This is a genomic window from Mycobacterium sp. (assembly GCF_035314665.1).
Taxonomy (GTDB): Bacteria; Actinomycetota; Actinomycetes; order Mycobacteriales; family Mycobacteriaceae; genus Mycobacterium.
This window is the reverse complement of record NZ_DATFZD010000172.1, coordinates 1-16,154: the sequence shown is the minus strand read 5'-3', so window position 1 is coordinate 16,154 and position 16,154 is coordinate 1. Positions and strand designations below refer to the sequence as shown.

At 65.7% G+C, this 16,154-nt stretch carries 14 protein-coding genes and 1 pseudogene; 3 read left to right on the top strand and 12 right to left on the bottom strand.

Annotated features, from left to right (window positions below):
- Nucleotides 1–268: 268 nt before the first annotated feature.
- The 5 genes from VKI00_RS13795 to VKI00_RS13775 form a co-directional block, all read right to left on the bottom strand.
- A complete protein-coding gene (locus VKI00_RS13795; protein ID WP_324438209.1) occupies nt 269–541 on the bottom strand; it encodes a hypothetical protein in 273 nt (90 codons plus the stop codon).
- Between the two features lie 34 nt (nt 542–575).
- Entirely contained in the window at nt 576–1,100 is a 525-nt protein-coding gene (locus tag VKI00_RS13790; protein WP_324438207.1) for a hypothetical protein, read from the bottom strand.
- Nucleotides 1,101–1,668: 568 nt separating this feature from the next.
- Nucleotides 1,669–2,475 carry an Fpg/Nei family DNA glycosylase gene (locus VKI00_RS13785; RefSeq protein ID WP_324438205.1) on the bottom strand — a complete coding sequence of 269 codons (807 nt, stop codon included), beginning with the start codon at nt 2,473–2,475 and terminating at the stop codon, nt 1,669–1,671.
- A 9-nt stretch (nt 2,476–2,484) separates the two neighbouring features.
- Nucleotides 2,485–2,967, bottom strand: coding sequence for a ribose-5-phosphate isomerase (locus VKI00_RS13780; RefSeq protein ID WP_324438203.1), 483 nt, complete (start codon nt 2,965–2,967; stop codon nt 2,485–2,487).
- 42 nt (nt 2,968–3,009) lie between these two features.
- Entirely contained in the window at nt 3,010–3,621 is a 612-nt protein-coding gene (locus VKI00_RS13775; protein WP_324438201.1) for a DsbA family protein, read from the bottom strand.
- 107 nt (nt 3,622–3,728) lie between these two features.
- Between VKI00_RS13775 and pepN the strand changes: the two genes are divergently transcribed.
- Nucleotides 3,729–6,311: an aminopeptidase N gene (pepN, locus tag VKI00_RS13770; RefSeq protein WP_324438199.1), complete on the top strand. Its 2,583-nt coding sequence runs from the start codon at nt 3,729–3,731 to the stop codon at nt 6,309–6,311.
- A gap of 15 nt (nt 6,312–6,326) precedes the next feature.
- Here pepN and VKI00_RS13765 read toward each other — a convergent pair whose 3' ends face one another.
- The 3 genes from VKI00_RS13765 to VKI00_RS13755 all read right to left on the bottom strand — a co-directional run bounded on the left by VKI00_RS13765 (nt 6,327) and on the right by VKI00_RS13755 (nt 7,780).
- Nucleotides 6,327–6,794, bottom strand: a complete 468-nt coding sequence (locus VKI00_RS13765; RefSeq protein ID WP_324438197.1) for a DUF5130 domain-containing protein — start codon at nt 6,792–6,794, stop codon at nt 6,327–6,329.
- Nucleotides 6,781–7,011 carry a hypothetical protein gene (locus tag VKI00_RS13760; RefSeq protein WP_324438228.1) on the bottom strand — a complete coding sequence of 77 codons (231 nt, stop codon included), beginning with the start codon at nt 7,009–7,011 and terminating at the stop codon, nt 6,781–6,783. Before VKI00_RS13760 ends, VKI00_RS13765 begins: the two co-directional genes overlap by 14 nt.
- 106 nt (nt 7,012–7,117) lie before the next feature.
- Nucleotides 7,118–7,780: an HNH endonuclease gene (locus VKI00_RS13755; protein WP_324438195.1), complete on the bottom strand. Its 663-nt coding sequence runs from the start codon at nt 7,778–7,780 to the stop codon at nt 7,118–7,120.
- A gap of 157 nt (nt 7,781–7,937) precedes the next feature.
- On the opposite strand from VKI00_RS13755, the gene VKI00_RS13750 reads away from it, so the two are divergent.
- Nucleotides 7,938–8,333: a globin gene (locus tag VKI00_RS13750; protein WP_324438193.1), complete on the top strand. Its 396-nt coding sequence runs from the start codon at nt 7,938–7,940 to the stop codon at nt 8,331–8,333.
- Nucleotides 8,333–9,907, top strand: coding sequence for an alpha-amylase family glycosyl hydrolase (locus VKI00_RS13745; RefSeq protein ID WP_324438191.1), 1,575 nt, complete (start codon nt 8,333–8,335; stop codon nt 9,905–9,907). The genes VKI00_RS13750 and VKI00_RS13745 overlap by 1 nt, the downstream gene beginning before the upstream one ends.
- A gap of 71 nt (nt 9,908–9,978) precedes the next feature.
- Here VKI00_RS13745 and VKI00_RS13740 read toward each other — a convergent pair whose 3' ends face one another.
- From VKI00_RS13740 to VKI00_RS13725, 4 genes and pseudogenes are all read right to left on the bottom strand, one after another.
- Nucleotides 9,979–10,605 (bottom strand): hypothetical protein, encoded by a 627-nt coding sequence (locus VKI00_RS13740; RefSeq protein ID WP_324438227.1) that lies wholly within the window; start codon nt 10,603–10,605, stop codon nt 9,979–9,981.
- Between the two features lie 32 nt (nt 10,606–10,637).
- A complete protein-coding gene (locus VKI00_RS13735; protein WP_324438189.1) occupies nt 10,638–11,051 on the bottom strand; it encodes a thioesterase family protein in 414 nt (137 codons plus the stop codon).
- Nucleotides 11,048–15,901 carry an NAD-glutamate dehydrogenase gene (locus tag VKI00_RS13730; protein ID WP_324438187.1) on the bottom strand — a complete coding sequence of 1,618 codons (4,854 nt, stop codon included), beginning with the start codon at nt 15,899–15,901 and terminating at the stop codon, nt 11,048–11,050. Before VKI00_RS13730 ends, VKI00_RS13735 begins: the two co-directional genes overlap by 4 nt.
- A gap of 49 nt (nt 15,902–15,950) precedes the next feature.
- Nucleotides 15,951–16,154 (bottom strand): annotated as a pseudogene (locus tag VKI00_RS13725) (energy-dependent translational throttle protein EttA); the annotation flags it as partial.

Sequence of the window (16,154 nt, the reverse complement as noted above, 5' to 3'; positions counted from 1 at the left end):
GGCCGCCCCGCGTGGCGCTACATCCGCGCCCGATTATCCGGTTAACCCCGGAGCGCCGCGTCCTAAACGGTCCGCGCCCCAACGTTTTTCGATCCGTCGTGTCCGCCGGGCGTTGGGTTTGCTTGACCCGGGCAGCCTGCCCATGAAGGTGTGCCTCGAAACTCGCTGACGCCCAAGCATCTTCGATCTGACGCTGAACCGTGACCGCGCAAAAAGTGACGGTCGCGGCTTGCCCGCGACCGCCCGAGTCCGCCGGTCCTAGTGGGTGCTATCCCGGTCCGCCCGGAGGCGGTGCCCCGGGACCCCATCCCGGTCCCCAATACGGATCGGGATGGGGATTGGGCCCAGGCCCCTGCCAGTTGTCGTGGCAGCCTGCCCAATCCCAGTTGGGTCGCCAACCCGGGTCCCAGAAGTCACCTGGGCACCACCGCGGGAACGGGCCTGCCTGCGCTTGCGCGTCTGTTGCGGCGCCGAGGCCGGCTGATGTCAGACCCGCGGCCATCACCGCAGTTGCTGCGGCAAACCGTGCGACGTTTTTCATGCGGCCCTTCTGTTCTCATTGGCGGTGCATTGTTTTAGATGCAGAGTCGGACACAACGCCCGAAACCGCTTGATTGCGAGATAAATTCGCAGTCCAGCGGCTTCGTGCCTTCGGAATCAGCTATCGCCTCCCCCGGATGAGCCGCCGCCACCGGAGTCGCCGCCACCGGATGAATCGCCTCCGCCAGACGAGTCCGCGCCGGCAGATGAGTCGCCACCGCCGGATGTGTCGGCGCCGGCAGATGGTCCTGAATCCGGTGCGGGTCCGCCCGCATCCGGCGCAGGTCCGCCCGCATCCGGTGCGGGTGCGCCCGGCTCAGCACCGCTCGGCGCCGGTGCGCCGGGCTCGGAGCCGTTCGGCTCAGGTGCGCCCGGTTCTGGCCCAGATCCCGGGCCACCCGGACCCTGTCCCTCGGGCCCCGAACCGCCCGGTTCGTGTCCACCAGGTCCACCGGGCTCCCCCGATCCTCCAGGTCCACCCGGTTCGCCAGGTCCACCCGGTCCTCCAGGTCCACCCGGTTCGCCGGGGCCGCCCGGTCCGCCGGGCCCGTGTCCGCCATGACCCCCAGGGCCGCCCGGTTCGTGCCCCCCAGGTCCGCCCGGTTCGTGACCCCCAGGGCCGCCCGGTCCACCAGGCCCGCCCGGTTGGCCAGGGCCGCCCGGTCCGCCGGGTTGGCCGGGGCCACCCGGTCCCGACCCGCCCGGACCTCCGGGTCCCGGGCCCCCAGGTCCGCCGGGATTGCCGACTCTCGGTGGAGATGGAGGTACGACGACTCTCGGTGGAGGGTTGACGTAGGTAGGTCCGTTGACGATGTTGGGGGGCGCTTGCCAGCTGCCGTGGCATGCGTTCCAGTCCCAGTTGGTGCCCCATGACGGGTCCCACAATTGGCCCGGGCACCAAGGTATGGGGGGCCCGGGTTGCGCATCGGCCTCGGTCGCGGCGGCCAAACCGGCCCACCCCAAACCGGCGGCCATCACCGCTGCCGCGGCAACACTGCTTGCGAACTTGTTCATGGCGCTATAGATACTGGGACAACCTTTGCGCTCGCCCAGCAGACCCTTGCGCTCAGATGAGCGATTGCAGGCAGAGCAGGTGCTGTTTACCCCGACCTGCTGCAGCAAGTCGTTCTACTTCTGGCAGGTTTGGCACCAAAAGACGTTTCGGCCTTCCAGCTCGGCAGTGCGGATCGTGGTCCCGCACACCCGGCACGGCTCCCCGGCGCGCCGGTACACATAAGTCCGCGGCCGACCAGGGCCGTAAGACGGTGCACCGTGGTCGTGTTCGGGGCGTACCACGATGATCTTGCCGCGCCGCAACCCGATTTTCATCAAGTCCACCAAGTCGGTCCATGCGGCGTCGAACTCGGCTTCTCCGATCGCCCGGCCGGCTCGATACGGGTCGACGCCATGGCGGAACAGCAGCTCATTCCGGTAGACGTTGCCGACGCCCGCGATGACCGTTTGATCCATCAACAGCGCTCCGATTGGCCTGCGCGACTTGGTGATCCGCGTCCACGGCCACGCCGGGTCGGCGTCACGGCGAAGCGGGTCGGGCCCGAGCCGGGCCACCACATCGGCGACTTGCGCGTCGTCGATCAGCTCGCACACGGTGGGGCCGCGCAAATCGGTGCCGTATTCGGCGCCGACCATCCGCATCCGCACCTGACCGACCGGAGGCGGCATCGCAACATCGGGCGGCCGTGGCCATTCGGTGAACGTTCCGTACAGCCCGAGGTGCACGTGCACCGTCGAGCCGCCGACGTAGTGGTGGAACAGATGCTTACCCCACGCGCTGGCGCGGCGCAGTACCCGACCGTCGACAGCTGATGCCGCCGCAGTGAACCGACCCTGCGGGCTCGAGACCGCGACTGCCGCACCGGCATATCGGCGCTGGTGCAGCCGGGCCAATCGATGCAGGGTATGCCCTTCGGGCACGCGCGCCGCTCAGGCCTGGGGGGCGCCGGGCACCGGTGGTGCCTGGTGGGTGCGCTCGTACTCGTCGAGAATGTCGATACGCCGTTGGTGGCGTTCAGCTTTCGACCATGGCGTGGTCAGGAAGGCATCGACGAAGGACAACGCCTCCTCGACGGTGTGCATGCGGCCGCCGATTCCGATCAGCTGGGCGTTGTTGTGCTGGCGGGCCAACGTCGCCGTCTCGACGCTCCAGGCCAGCGCGCAGCGTGCCCCCGGCACCTTGTTCGCGGCGATCTGCTCACCGTTGCCCGACCCGCCGAGCACGATGCCCAGGCTGTCCGGGGCGGCCACTGTGCGGGTGGCCGCGTCGATGCAAAACGCCGGGTAATCGTCCTCGGGGTCGTAGCTAAACGCACCGCAGTCGATGGGCTCGTGCCCGGTTTTCTTCAGGTGGTCGATGACCTGCTGCTTGAGCTCGAATCCGGCATGGTCAGAGCCGAGGTAGACGCGCATACCCGCAATCCTTACCTGGCCGAACTGAACGGCGCAATGCGATCAGTCGAATTCAGGCTTCTCGGTACGGCTCCGCTTGAGCTCCCAGAAGTGCGGGTAGGACGCGAAAGTCACCGAAGCGTCCCACAGCTTGCCGGCCTCCTCGCCGCGCGGAATCTTGGATAGCACGGGCCCGAAGAACGCCACCCCGTTGACGTGGATGGTCGGTGTGCCGACGTCGTCGCCGACGGCATCCATCCCGGCGTGGTGGCTCTTGCGCAGGGCGTCGTCGTAGGCGTCAGTGTTGGCGGCATCGGCCAGTTCGGGCGGCAAACCCACCTCGGCGAGAGACTGCTTGATGACGTCGTCGAGGTCTTTGTTGTCCTGGTTGTGAATGCGGGTGCCCATCGCGGTGTACAGCGGCGCGAGCACCTCGGCGCCGTGGGCTTGCTCGGCGGCGATCGCCACCCGCACCGGGCCGAACGCCTTCGCCAACCGTTCGCGGTATTCGTCGGGAAGACCCTCGCGGTTCTCGTTGAGCACCGCCAGGCTCATCACCCGGAAATTCACCTCTATGTCGCGGACCTTTTCCACTTCCAGGATCCAACGCGAGCTGATCCAGGCCCACGGGCACAGCGGATCGAACCAAAAATCGGCAACGGACTTCTTAGACATCGGGATCCTCTCGTCGACGGTAGGCTAGCCGCCAAGCACAACCCTAGCCGTGGCCGTCCAATTCCCCTCCGGCAACCTGTGCGGTCAACACGGCCTAAGTTGGACACGTGGCATTACCGAACCTCACCCGTGACCAAGCCGCCGAACGCGCCGCGCTGATCACCGTCGACAGCTACCGGATCGACCTGGATCTCACCGACGGCAACGGCGGACCGGGCGACCGGATCTTCCGGTCGATCACCACCGTGGAGTTCGCTGCGCTCCCGGGCGCCGACACCGTCATCGACATCGCCGCCGACAAGATTCACCGCGCCACCCTCAACGGCCGCGAGCTCGACGTGTCCGGTTACGACGAGTCGATCGGTATTGCGCTGACCGGTGTGGCCGAGCGCAACGTCGTGGTGGTCGACGCCGATTGCCGCTACTCCAACACCGGCGAGGGTCTGCACCGATTCGTCGACCCGGTCGACAGCGAGGTATATTTGTACTCGCAGTTCGAAACCGCCGACGCCAAACGGATGTTCGCCTGCTTCGATCAACCCGACCTCAAAGCGGTGTTCCACCTGACGGTGACCGCACCACAGCACTGGCAGGTCGTCTCCAACAGTGCCGTGGCAACCGTCGAGGGCGGCGTGCACACGTTCGCCACCACGCCGCGGATGAGCACGTACCTGGTGGCGCTGATCGCCGGCCCGTATGCGCTCTGGCGCGACACCTACAGCGACGAGCACGGCGAGATTCGGCTGGGCATTTTCTGCCGAGCCACCCTCGCGGAGTTCATGGACGCCGAGCGGCTGTTCACCCAGACCAAGCAGGGATTCGGCTACTACCACAAGAACTTTGGCGTTCCCTACGCCTTCGGCAAGTACGACCAGCTGTTCGTCCCGGAGTTCAACGCCGGCGCGATGGAGAACGCCGGCGCGGTGACGTTCCTGGAAGATTACGTGTTCCGCAGCAAGGTCACCCGCGCGTCCTATGAGCGTCGCGCCGAAACCGTGCTGCACGAGATGGCTCACATGTGGTTTGGCGACCTGGTCACCATGCGGTGGTGGGACGACCTGTGGCTTAACGAGTCGTTCGCCACCTTCGCCTCCGTGCTCTGCCTAAGCGAGGCAACCGAATTCACCCACGCGTGGACGACGTTCGCCAACACCGAAAAGTCGTGGGCCTACCGCCAAGACCAACTGCCGTCGACGCATCCGGTGGCCGCCGATATCCCGGACCTGGCCGCGGTCGAGGTCAACTTCGACGGCATCACCTACGCCAAAGGCGCCAGCGTGCTCAAACAACTGGTGGCCTATGTCGGCCTGGAGCACTTCCTGGCCGGACTGCGCGACTACTTCCGTGCTCACGCGTTCGACAACGCCACCTTCGACGATCTGCTGACCGCGCTCGAAAAGGCCTCCGGCCGTCACCTTTCCGATTGGGGTCGGCAATGGCTGAAGACGACCGGCCTGAACACCTTACGGGCGGATTTTGACGTCGACGCCGACGGGCGCTTCACCCGATTCGCCGTGACACAGAGCGGCGCCGAACCCGGCGCGGGCGAGACACGCGTGCACAGGCTCGCGGTAGGTATTTACGACGACGACGGTAGCGGCAAGCTGGTGCGGATCCAGCGCGAGGAACTCGACGTCAGCGGCGAAAGCACGGAAGTGCCTGCACTGGCTGGTGTTTCGCGAGGCCGATTGATATTGGTGAACGACGACGATCTGACCTATTGCTCGCTTCGGCTGGACCCTGAATCTCTGCAGACCGCGCTGGAACGCATTGCCGACGTCGCCGAACCGCTGCCCCGCACGCTGGTGTGGTCGGCGGCCTGGGAGATGACCCGCGACGCCGAGCTGCGTGCTCGCGACTTCGTGGCACTCGTCTCGGGCGGCGTTCATGCCGAGACCGAAGTCGGGGTGGCACAGCGGCTGCTGTTGCAGGCGCAGACGGCACTAGGTTCGTATGCCGACCCGGATTGGGCCCAGTCAGACGGCTGGCCGGCGTTCGCCGACCGGTTGCTGGAGTTGGCCCGCGGCGCACAGGCGGGCTCCGACCATCAGCTGGCCTTCGTCAACGCGCTGTGCACGTCGGCGCTGTCGACCCGCCATGTCGTGGTGCTGGCCGACCTGCTCGATCACGACCCCGCCGACCTGGGACTGGCCGGCCTGTCGATCGACACGGATCTGCGTTGGCGCATCGTCACGGCATTGGCAGCTGCGGGCGATGTCGACGCCGACGGCCTGGAGACACCGTTCATTGATGCCGAGGTTCAGCGCGACCCGACAGCTGCGGGCAAGCGACAGGGCGCCCAAGCCGCGGCGGCGCGGCCGCAGTTGGCCGTCAAGGAGAAGGCGTGGAGCCAGGTCATCGAGGACGACACGCTGCCTAACATCACTGCTCGTTCGATCATCGGCGGCCTCTACGAGCCCGGGCAGGCCGAGCTGCTGAAGCCGTTCACCGAGCGCTATTTCGCGGCGATAACCGGCGTGTGGCAACGCCGCTCGAGTGAAGTCGCGCAGACAGTGGTGATCGGCCTGTACCCGTCGTGGGATATCAGCGACGACGGAATCGCCGCCGCCGACCGGTTTCTTGCCGACCCCGAGCTGCCTCCGGCGCTGCGCCGGCTGGTACTCGAGGGCCGCGCCGGTATCGAGCGGTCGCTGCGGGCCCGTCGGTTCGACACCGGCGGGACGGCCTGACGAGGCGGAACCGCGTCAGGCCGGCGAGATGCCGGCGCTGGTCACCCGAACCGCGCTGACCAGGCCGTCGATCAGCTGGCCGTCCTTAAACGCCGACGCCGCGGCGGCGACGCCAAGTGGCGCGGACGACTCGACACCCCGGCCGCGGACCTCCGAGCCGTAGGCCACCTCGATCGCGTGCTGGTCGGGTGAGACGGCGATCAGCACCGCGTTGTTCGGCGTCGGCACCTTGGCCAGGATCTCACGGGCCCGCGCCGCGGTGTCGCTGCCCAGGTCGCCGATGTACACCGCGAACCGTGCGCCCGCGGCCCGCGACCCGTAGGTCAGCGCGTCGTCAAGGGTGACCAGGTCGTCGATCGGAAACGGGTAGTGCACCGACAATTCTCCGGGCTCGGTGACCCCGGAGATCCGCCCGCTGGTAGTGATCACCGAGCCGATCGGCAGCTCGGCGGGCCTTAGGGTTGCGATATCACCACTTGCCACTGGCGCCACCTCCCACGCTGATTTCCGAAGTGCTGTGGCCCGAATGCGCGCCGTGACCGAAAACCTCGTCGGTGGCGGCCCACAGGATCGGGGCGTGTGTCCACGGGTCGGACATCTTGTAGGTCGCCGGGTGCGGTCCCTTGCGCGACCAGATCATCGCCACCAGCACGATCACCAACAACAACGGGATTCCCACGAAGTAAAGGTGGATTTCCATCATGCTCACGACGCAAACCGTATCCCACCCGCGGCCAGTGCACCGGGCGACACCTTGATTGCCCGCCTTCTCAGCGGGCCGCTACGCCGCCCGCATCGTCACCGGGCTAAGCCGCGCCTTCACCGAGGTATCGCGCCCACGCCGGGTCGAGTTCTTTGACCGTCGACAGTAGCCGCCAGTGCTGGCCCTTCGGCGGGGTCGGCGCCGACCGCAGCGACCAGCCGAGCTCGGCGAGCAATTTGTCGCCTTTTCGGTGGTTGCAGGTCGAGCAGCACGCCACGCAGTTCTCCCAGGAGTGATCGCCACCGCGGCTGCGGGGCACCACGTGGTCGACGGTGTCGGCCTTGGCGCCGCAGTACGCGCAACAGAAGCGGTCACGATGCATCAGTGCCGCCCGGGTCATCGGGACGCGGGCCCGGTAGGGCACCCGAACGTAAGTCCGCAACCGGATCACCGACGGCAACGCGATCGACCTGGTCGCCGAATGAATGACGGGTCCGGTGGGATCGTCGTGGACGACGTCGGCTTTGCCGCAGATCAGCATGATGATCGCGCGCCGGACGGGCAAGGCGGTCAGCGGCTCGTAGGTGGAGTTCAGCAGCAGGACCCGCCGGCGATTCCAGATCGATCCGGTGTCATGCGAGACGGGCGCATGGGAGTCGACGCTGGAAACGCTGGAAACACTGTGCAGACATGCGGCGGTCGCGGGCCCGGTTAAGCCTGCCGCGGCACCTGAACTGCGGTGGCGGCGTCCTTTGCGCTGCGCCATACATCCTCCGCCGAACAGTCCACCACGATTCGCCAGCGATCGCACGCCAAATTGGCCGGTGTTGGCTGGTCAATCCGATGAACACCCGGTGGCAGGTTTCGCGACTAAGGGTGACATGCGCCCGTCGGTCGCGCCCGATGCCCCACAATGGGTGGCGATGGGACACGTAGAGCAATCTTTTTACGACGCGGTCGGTGGCGCGGAGACCTTCCATGCGATCGTGTCGCGGTTTTACGAGCTGGTCGCCGAGGACGAAATTCTGCGCCGGGTCTACCCCGAAGACGACCTGGCGGGCGCCGAGGAACGGCTGCGGATGTTTCTCGAGCAGTACTGGGGTGGGCCGCGAACCTACTCCGAGCAGCGTGGCCATCCCCGGTTGCGGATGCGGCACGCTCCGTTTCAAATCGGCCCGTTCGAGCGCGACGCCTGGCTCCGGTGCATGCACACCGCGGTCGCGTCGATCGACTCGGACACTCTCGACGACGCGCATCGTAAGGAGTTGCTCGAGTACTTAGAGATGGCCGCGCACTCTCTGGTGAATTCCCCGTTCTGATGAGCACCTCACAACGCGAACCGTGGTGGGCGCGCGCGGTGTTCTATCAGGTGTATCCGCGGTCATTTGCCGACAGCGACGGTGACGGTGTCGGTGACCTCGACGGAGTGGCGTCCCGTTTGGACTATCTGGACCAACTGGGCGTCGACGCACTGTGGCTCAGCCCGATCATGGTGTCGCCGATGGCCGACCATGGCTATGACGTGGCCGACCCGCGCGGCATCGACCCTTTGTTCGGTGGCCTGGCTGCCTTCGAGCGACTGATCGCGGCAGCTCATGAGCGCGGCATCAAGATCACCATGGATTTGGTGCCCAACCACACCAGCTCGCAGCATGCTTGGTTTCAGGAGGCACTGGCCGCAGAACCGGGCAGCACCGCACGCGATCGCTACATCTTCCGCGACGGTCGTGGACCCGGTGGGGTGGAGCCGCCGAATAACTGGCAGTCCGTGTTCGGCGGGCCGTCCTGGACCCAGGTCGTCGAGCCGGACGGTAATCCGGGCCAGTGGTACCTGCATCTCTTCGATGTCGAACAGCCAGACCTCAATTGGGATAACCCCGAGGTCTTCGACGATCTCGAGAAGACGCTGCGATTCTGGCTGGAACGCGGCGTCGACGGCTTTCGGATCGACGTCGCACATGGGATGGCCAAGCCGCCGGGCCTGCCGGACACCGATGTCGAGATGCGGCCACGGATGCTCAGCGACGGTGATCCACGGTTCAACCACCCGAATGTGCACGCGATTCACCGCAACATCCGCACGGTGATGGACGACTATCCCGAGGCGGTGACCATCGGAGAGGTCTGGGTTTTCGACAACGCCAGCTGGGCGGAGTACTTGCGCGCCGACGAGCTGCACCTGGGTTTCAACTTCCGCATGGTGCGCGCCGAATTCGGCACCGCCGGCATCCATGACGCGATCGAGAACACTCTGGCCGCTGCGGCGATTGAAAACGCCACGCCCACATGGACGTTGGAAAATCACGATGTCGAACGGGGACCCAGCCGCTACGGCGGGGGCGCCATTGGACTGGACCGGGCGCGGGCAATGGCGATGGTGACGCTCGCTTTGCCTGGCGCGGTGTTCCTCTACAACGGGCAGGAGCTGGGACTGCCCAATGTCGAATTGCCCGACGAAGCGCTGCGGGATCCGACGTGGGAACGCTCGGGACACACCGTGCGCGGCCGCGACGGCTGCCGCATTCCGGTTCCCTGGAGCGGCGACACTCCCCCGTTCGGGTTCTCCACGTCGCCCGACAGCTGGCTGCCGATTCCGCCGGAATGGGCCGCTCTGGCGGTCGAAAAGCAACTCAGCGACACCGACTCGACGTTGTCCTTCTTCCTGCGGGCACTCGAATTACGGCGTAGCCGTGCGGAATTCAGCGGAAATCGAGTCGAGTGGCTGGCTGCACCGCGCGGCGCCTTGGTGTTTGAACGCGGTGATCACGGGCTGCGCTGCGCGCTGAACACCGGCAAGCGGCCCGTTGTACTGCCGGACGGCGAGCCGATTCTGACCAGCGCGCCGTTGGTCGGCGGGAAGTTGCCGCCAAACGCCGCCGCCTGGCTGGTGTAGGTAGCGCATCGGCAGCCCGCGTCCTCATACGCGCCGTGACCCTCGCGCTGATTCCTTTGGCGGCGCACCGGTCAGCGCAGCACCAGCGCCGGGTCGCCGCGACGGCGGTATACCGAACCGAACCGCGCATCGATGCGCAACCAGGCCGGCAGCGTGCGGACCCGCACGATCTCGTCGGCGTCCACAGCCTCGGCTGACTGCGGCAAGAAACCCATTGCAGTCAAAGCGAATACACACCGCATGGGCACACCCACGCTGACATCGGCCGAGCTGACCCGGATGACCTCCTGGTCGAGCAGTGACACCGGCGGCCCCTGGGCGCTGCCGTGCTCTTTGGCCAGCTGGGCGCCGCGCTGCGCCAGGTCCAGCATCAGGCGTGCCGGTACGTCATCGAGGTGGGTGAACCCCGAATCCGGCGGCAACCCGCCCCGCCACGCGGAATCCATCGGGAAGCCGGGATTGACGTAGCCCGAGCTGTCTGCCGCGGCCAGTCCGCGCGCCAATTCGTCTGCATCGACGGATAAGTCGTCGGGTCGCAGGGTGCCGGCCACCACGCGGGTGGCCAGCACGTCGAAGCCGGTGGCCGCCCAAGCGGCGACCAATCCACCCGAACGGGCGCGCAGCCTGACCACCGCGGCCGGGTCGAGTCTCGCCGCGCGCTCGACGAACGCGGTCAGGTCTGCGCGCTGGGCGGCCATAGATTCTGGGCCCAGCCACAGTCCCCGCTCGGCTACCGGAGCCACCGCTGCAGGTATTCCCGATGATGTGGCGAAAGGCGCACCAGCCGCTGCTCGTCGATGTGGAATGCGGCCAGTTGCGACTCGGCGATCACGGCGGGCTTCGACTCCGGTTCGGCGTTGACCGATCGCACTTCGTAGCCGAGCGTGAAATCGACCGCTCGCAAGCGCTTCACCCACATGGTGACTTGTAGTGGCGAATCCGCCAGCCGCAGCTGACCTTTATACGTCACCCGCACGTCGGCGATCAGCAGACCGACGCTGGTGATGTCGGCACCGAACGCATGCGAAAGAAACGGGACGCGGGCCTCTTCGAGAATCGTCACCATGGTCGCGTGGTTGACGTGCTGGTACATGTCGATGTCCGACCATCGGACCGGGACAGGCGCGACGAAACCGGTGCTCACCCGGAGGATCCCCGCCCGCTGGTGCGCGTCATACGGCGAATCTGCCGTGCCGCCACCGACAGCGTGGCCAAATCCTTTTGGCCGCTCTCGTAGATCTCGGTCAGCGTCCGCCGCGCGCGTTCCACCCGCGAGGCGCTGGTGTGCTCCCACTCCGCGATCTTCTCTTCACCACTTTCATCCGGTTCACCGACGGCGAGCACGTCGAAACACAACGATCGCAGGGAGGCGTAAATGTCGTCACGAATGGCCAAGCGCGCCAACGAGTGCCAGCGGTCGCTGCGCGGCAGCGCCGACACCGCGGTCAGCAGGCCGTCGGTGCCCAGGCGGTCCATCAGGGCGAAATACGTGTCGGCGACTTCGGCGGGGTCGTGGTCCTCGATGTCGGCGATATCGATGATGTCGAGCAGACTGAATCGGTACAGCCCGGCGGCCACCATGTAGCCGAGGTCTTCGGATGCGCCCTGCACGGCGAATTCAGCGGCTTCCTTTTCCACGATCGCCTTGTCGTCACCGCGCAGCCACTCCGACATCCGCGGTGTCAGCGTTTCCACTTTCTTTGCAAATCGGTTGATTTCGGCGCCGACCGCCAACGGCTGCGGACGGTAGTTGAGCAACCACCGTCCGGCGCGGTCGATCAGCCGACGGGTATCCAGTGTCATCCGATCAGAAACCGCGACCGGCACATCGGCCGCGCGGATGCTGTGCCACAGCTGCTCCACCCCGAAGATGGCGTCGGTCGCCGCATAGGTGCGCACCGCGTCCACCGGACTGACACCGACGTCCTGCGCGATCCGGTAGTCGTAGCTGATGCCGGCGGTGTCGACCAGATCGTTGACCAGCATCGTGGTCATGATCTCCCGCCTGAGCTGGTGCGAGCGGATCGCCGGACCGAAGCGGTCGCGCAGCGGCGTCGGGAAGTATTGCGGCAATCTGCGGGCGAACACTTCTTGATCCGGCAGATCGGTTTTCAACAGCTCGTCTTTGAGTGTCAGCTTAACGTGCGCCATCAGCGTCGCGAGTTCCGGTGACGTGAGCCCAAGGCCGGCCTCGAGTCGCCGCGCTATCTCCTTATCCGAGGGCAGCGCCTCGAGTTCGCGGTTCAGCCCCCGCTCAGTCACCAGGTATCTGATCTGGTCGGCGTGCACGGGCAGCATGCTCGGCGCATTGGCGCGGCTGGTGCCCATCAGGTCGTTCTGATCGGCGTTGTCGGCGAGCACCAATTCGCCGACCTCATCGGTCATCGACTCGAGCAGTTGGGTGCGTTCGCCCGGGTCGACCTTGCCTGCGGTGATCAATGAGTCGATCAGGATCTTGATGTTGACCTCGTGATCAGAGCAGTCCACGCCTGCGGAATTGTCCATCGCATCGGTATTGATCCGGCCGCCAGACAGGTCGAACTCGACCCGGCCACGCGCCGTCACGCCGAGATTGCCGCCCTCGCCAATCACCTTGGCGCGCACCTCGTTCGCGTTGACCCGCACCGGGTCGTTGGCCCGGTCGCCCACGTCGGCGTCGGACTCCGCCTCAGCCTTGATGTAGGTTCCGATTCCGCCGTTGAACAGCAGATCCACCGGCGCCTGCAAGATCGCGCGGATCAGATTGGGTGGTGCCATCTCCGTCACGTCGTCCTGGATTCCCAGCGCTGCGCGAACCTGATCGCTGATCGGAATCGTTTTGTGTTCACGGCTGTACACCCCGCCGCCCTCGCTGATCAGTGACTTGCCGTAGTCGTCCCAGCTGGAGCGGGGCAGATCGAACATCCGCTGCCGCTCTTCCCACGAGGCGGCCGGATCGGGATCGGGGTCAAGGAAGATGTGGCGGTGGTCGAAGGCGGCAAGCAGCCGAATGTGCTTGGACAGCAACATGCCGTTGCCGAACACGTCACCGCTCATATCGCCGATGCCGATCACGGTGAAGTCCTCGGTTTGAGTGTCGACGCCCATCTCGCGGAAGTGCCGTTTGACCGCTTCCCAGGTGCCCTTGGCGGTGATACCCATCGCCTTGTGGTCATAGCCGACCGATCCGCCGGACGCGAAGGCGTCGCCCAGCCAGAACCCGTAGGACTTCGCGACGTCGTTGGCGATGTCGGAAAACGTTGCGGTGCCTTTGTCTGCGGCCACCACCAGATAGGCGTCGTCGTCGTCGCGGCGCACCACCTCCGCGGGCGTGCCGACCTTGCCGGTGGTGTGATCGACGTTGTCCGTGATGTCGAGCAGCCCAGAGATGAACAACTTGTAGCAGGCGATGCCTTCGTTTCGGGTGGCCTCGCGATCAATAGCGGGGTCGCCGGTGGGCAGTGGCGGCTGTTTGACGACGAAGCCGCCCTTGGCGCCGACCGGCACGATGACGGCGTTCTTCACCGCCTGAGCCTTGACCAGACCGAGGATTTCGGTGCGGAAATCCTCGCGACGGTCAGACCAACGCAAGCCGCCGCGGGCCACGTAGCCGAATCGCAGATGCACCCCTTCGACCCGCGGCGAGTACACGAAGATCTCGAACTTAGGCCGCGGCAGCGGAAGCTCCTCAACCAGCTGCGCATCCAACTTCACCGACAGTACATTTTGACTGCGAGCCGAACCCTCGCGCGTCACAAAGTAGTTGGTGCGTATGGTGGCCTGGATCAGTGAGGCAAATGCCCGCAAGACGCGATCGGTGTCCAGGCTCACCAACGCGTCGATATCCGCGGCAACTGCTGCAGCGGCAGCTTGAGCGTCACGGTTCTTCGACGAATCGGATGGGATCGGATCGAATAACGCCTCAAACAGCCTGACCAACGATCGTGCGGTATTTGGGTTTTCGTTCAACACCGATTCGATGTGGGACTGACTGTACGGAAAAGACGCCTGCCGTAAATATTTCGCGTAGCTACGCAAGACCACGACCTGTTGCCAGGTCAGGTCAGCACGCATCACCAGCTCGTTGAACCGATCAATCTCGACGCGGCCTTCCCAGATCGCGGTGACCGCGTCGGCGAAACGTTTCGCGGCCGCTTCCCGCTCGGGACCGGCCGATGCCAGCGTAATCGTCGGTTGTGGGGTGATCTTGAACTGATAGATCCACACCGGTAATCCGTCGGGCCGAGTGACGGTGAACGGTCGCTCCTCGAGCACCACCACACCCATGGATTGCAGCATCGGCAGCAACTGACTCAAAGAGGCCGTTCGTCCGCCCAAATACCAAGTCAGCCGGGCGGTGTCGTCGTAGTTGTGGTCGGAGAGCACCAACTTGACCGAATTATCGGTCAGCCCTTCGACGATGGCGATGTCGTTGATCGCTTCGGTCGGGGTGACGGCCTGTTTGTAGGCCTCGGAGAACGCCGCCGCGTAGTGCTCGGCCTCGACGGGTCCGACGGCTCCGCCTGCCGCGTCGCCGGTCAGCCGGTCGGACCAGGTGCGGGTGGCTTCGGTCAGCAACGCCTGGATGCGGACTCGGTTGGGTTCTGAGGTGTCGATCTGCTTAGCGCCGTCCGGACGCAGTCGAACCATGAAATGCAGGAGTGCCCAGGGTGATTCGGTGACGCGAGCGGTGAACTCGAGGCTGGTGCCACCGAACTCACGGACCAAGATGTCTTCGATCTGCACGCGCACGGCCGTCGTGTAACGGTCGCGGGGCAGGTAAACCAGACACGAGACGAAGTACCTGAGTCGGTCAGCGCGCAAGAACAGCAATGCACGGCGCCCGGATCCGAGATCCACCACGGCCTTGGCCAGCGCCAACAACTCTTCGGCGCTGAGCGCGAAAAGCTCTGAGCGCGGCACGGTTTGGATAACGTCCAGCAGCAGCTGCCCCGGATGCCCAGCGTCGAGATCGGCTAATCCGAGCGCCTCGCGGACGCTGCGCGAGATTATCGGGATCTCCAGGACATCGGCGTTCATCGCGGCCACCGTGAAGAGACCGATGAGGCGGTGCTCGAAGACGCTGCCGTCGACGTTTTCGCGGACCGCGAGGACATACGGGTAAGCGCCGAAGCGCAGGTAGCTGGGGACGTCTGTCTGCGCGAATACCAGCAGTTCGGTGTCGTCGGTGAGCCGGGGTCGCGTACCTTTGCGCCGGCGCAGCACGCCAAGGCTGGTGGTCGCTTCATCGCCCGACACGCATCCGTCGTGCACCGGACAACGTTGATAGCCCAGCAGCGTGAAATGCCCGTCGGCCAGCCAGCGCAACAGCGTGGCCACATCGCCGCTGTCGGGCCCCGCATAGCGCCCGCCCGCGTTGGTTTCCACATCTTTGGCCAGGTCGTGGAGGATGTCCCACATGGCCGCCGAGTCCGCCGCGACGCGACGCACATCGGCGAGCACACCGGGCAACAGGCGTTCGGCTTCCTGCAGCATTTCGGGCTCAACCGAGGGCGAAAGTTGCACATGGACCCAGGTCTCTTCGACACCACTGCCCGCTGAACTCTCCGCGGTCTTCGGCTCGACGCTCTGCAGATCTCCGTCCGCGTTGCGGCGGACGAGGAACACCGGATTCATGATCGCCGCATACGCCACACCAAGCCGGTGCAGCAGCACCGTGACCGAATCCATCAGCATCGCACCGTTGTCGGTGACCACCTGCAGCGCGGGGCCAAACCCACCCGGATCGTCGGGCGAATAGACGGCGACTCGGCTTTCTCCGGTCGGCCGGTGCAGACCAAGGCGGTAGTGCGCGGCAAGCAGTGCCGGCGTCACCGCCGCGGCAGCAGGGCGGCCATCGCCCGACCCGCGGTCGTGGGCGGGCTCGTCGTCGTGCGGGCCTTGATAGGTGTCTGCGTATGCCTTGGAGATCCAGTCGGGAACGTCCTGAGGCTGAGCGAACTTCGTCCAGTCCACAGCGCCCTGAAGGCTGGTGGATCCGCGATGACCCGTCATGCCGACTGCTCCTGCCTCAGCACGCATACCAGCGCTGGTAGGGGTGACACTAGTCGCGCGTCAGCCTTCGGTGAGTCACCCTGTGCGGACGAGCGGCTTCGACGCCGAGCCGTTCGACTTTGTTCTCCTCGTAGGCACCGAAGTTGCCTTCGAACCAGAACCACTTGGCCTCGTTGTCGTCGTCGCCCTCCCACGCCAGGATGTGAGTGCACGTCCGGTCGAGGAACCAGCGGTCGTGGGAAATCACCACCGC

Excerpts from the sequence above, each read along its gene's own strand:
- VKI00_RS13730 (WP_324438187.1), bottom strand. The coding sequence starts at position 15,901 with ATGACGGGTCATCGCGGATCCACCAGCCTTCAGGGCGCTGTGGACTGG.
- VKI00_RS13775 (WP_324438201.1), bottom strand. The coding sequence starts at position 3,621 with ATGTCTAAGAAGTCCGTTGCCGATTTTTGGTTCGATCCGCTGTGCCCG.
- VKI00_RS13780 (WP_324438203.1), bottom strand. The coding sequence starts at position 2,967 with ATGCGCGTCTACCTCGGCTCTGACCATGCCGGATTCGAGCTCAAGCAG.
- VKI00_RS13745 (WP_324438191.1), top strand. The coding sequence starts at position 8,333 with ATGAGCACCTCACAACGCGAACCGTGGTGGGCGCGCGCGGTGTTCTAT.
- VKI00_RS13750 (WP_324438193.1), top strand. The coding sequence starts at position 7,938 with ATGGGACACGTAGAGCAATCTTTTTACGACGCGGTCGGTGGCGCGGAG.
- VKI00_RS13790 (WP_324438207.1), bottom strand. The coding sequence starts at position 1,100 with ATGGCGGACACGGGCCCGGCGGACCGGGCGGCCCCGGCGAACCGGGTG.
- VKI00_RS13755 (WP_324438195.1), bottom strand. The coding sequence starts at position 7,780 with ATGGCGCAGCGCAAAGGACGCCGCCACCGCAGTTCAGGTGCCGCGGCA.
- VKI00_RS13795 (WP_324438209.1), bottom strand. The coding sequence starts at position 541 with ATGAAAAACGTCGCACGGTTTGCCGCAGCAACTGCGGTGATGGCCGCG.
- VKI00_RS13740 (WP_324438227.1), bottom strand. The coding sequence starts at position 10,605 with ATGGCCGCCCAGCGCGCAGACCTGACCGCGTTCGTCGAGCGCGCGGCG.
- VKI00_RS13760 (WP_324438228.1), bottom strand. The coding sequence starts at position 7,011 with ATGGAAATCCACCTTTACTTCGTGGGAATCCCGTTGTTGTTGGTGATC.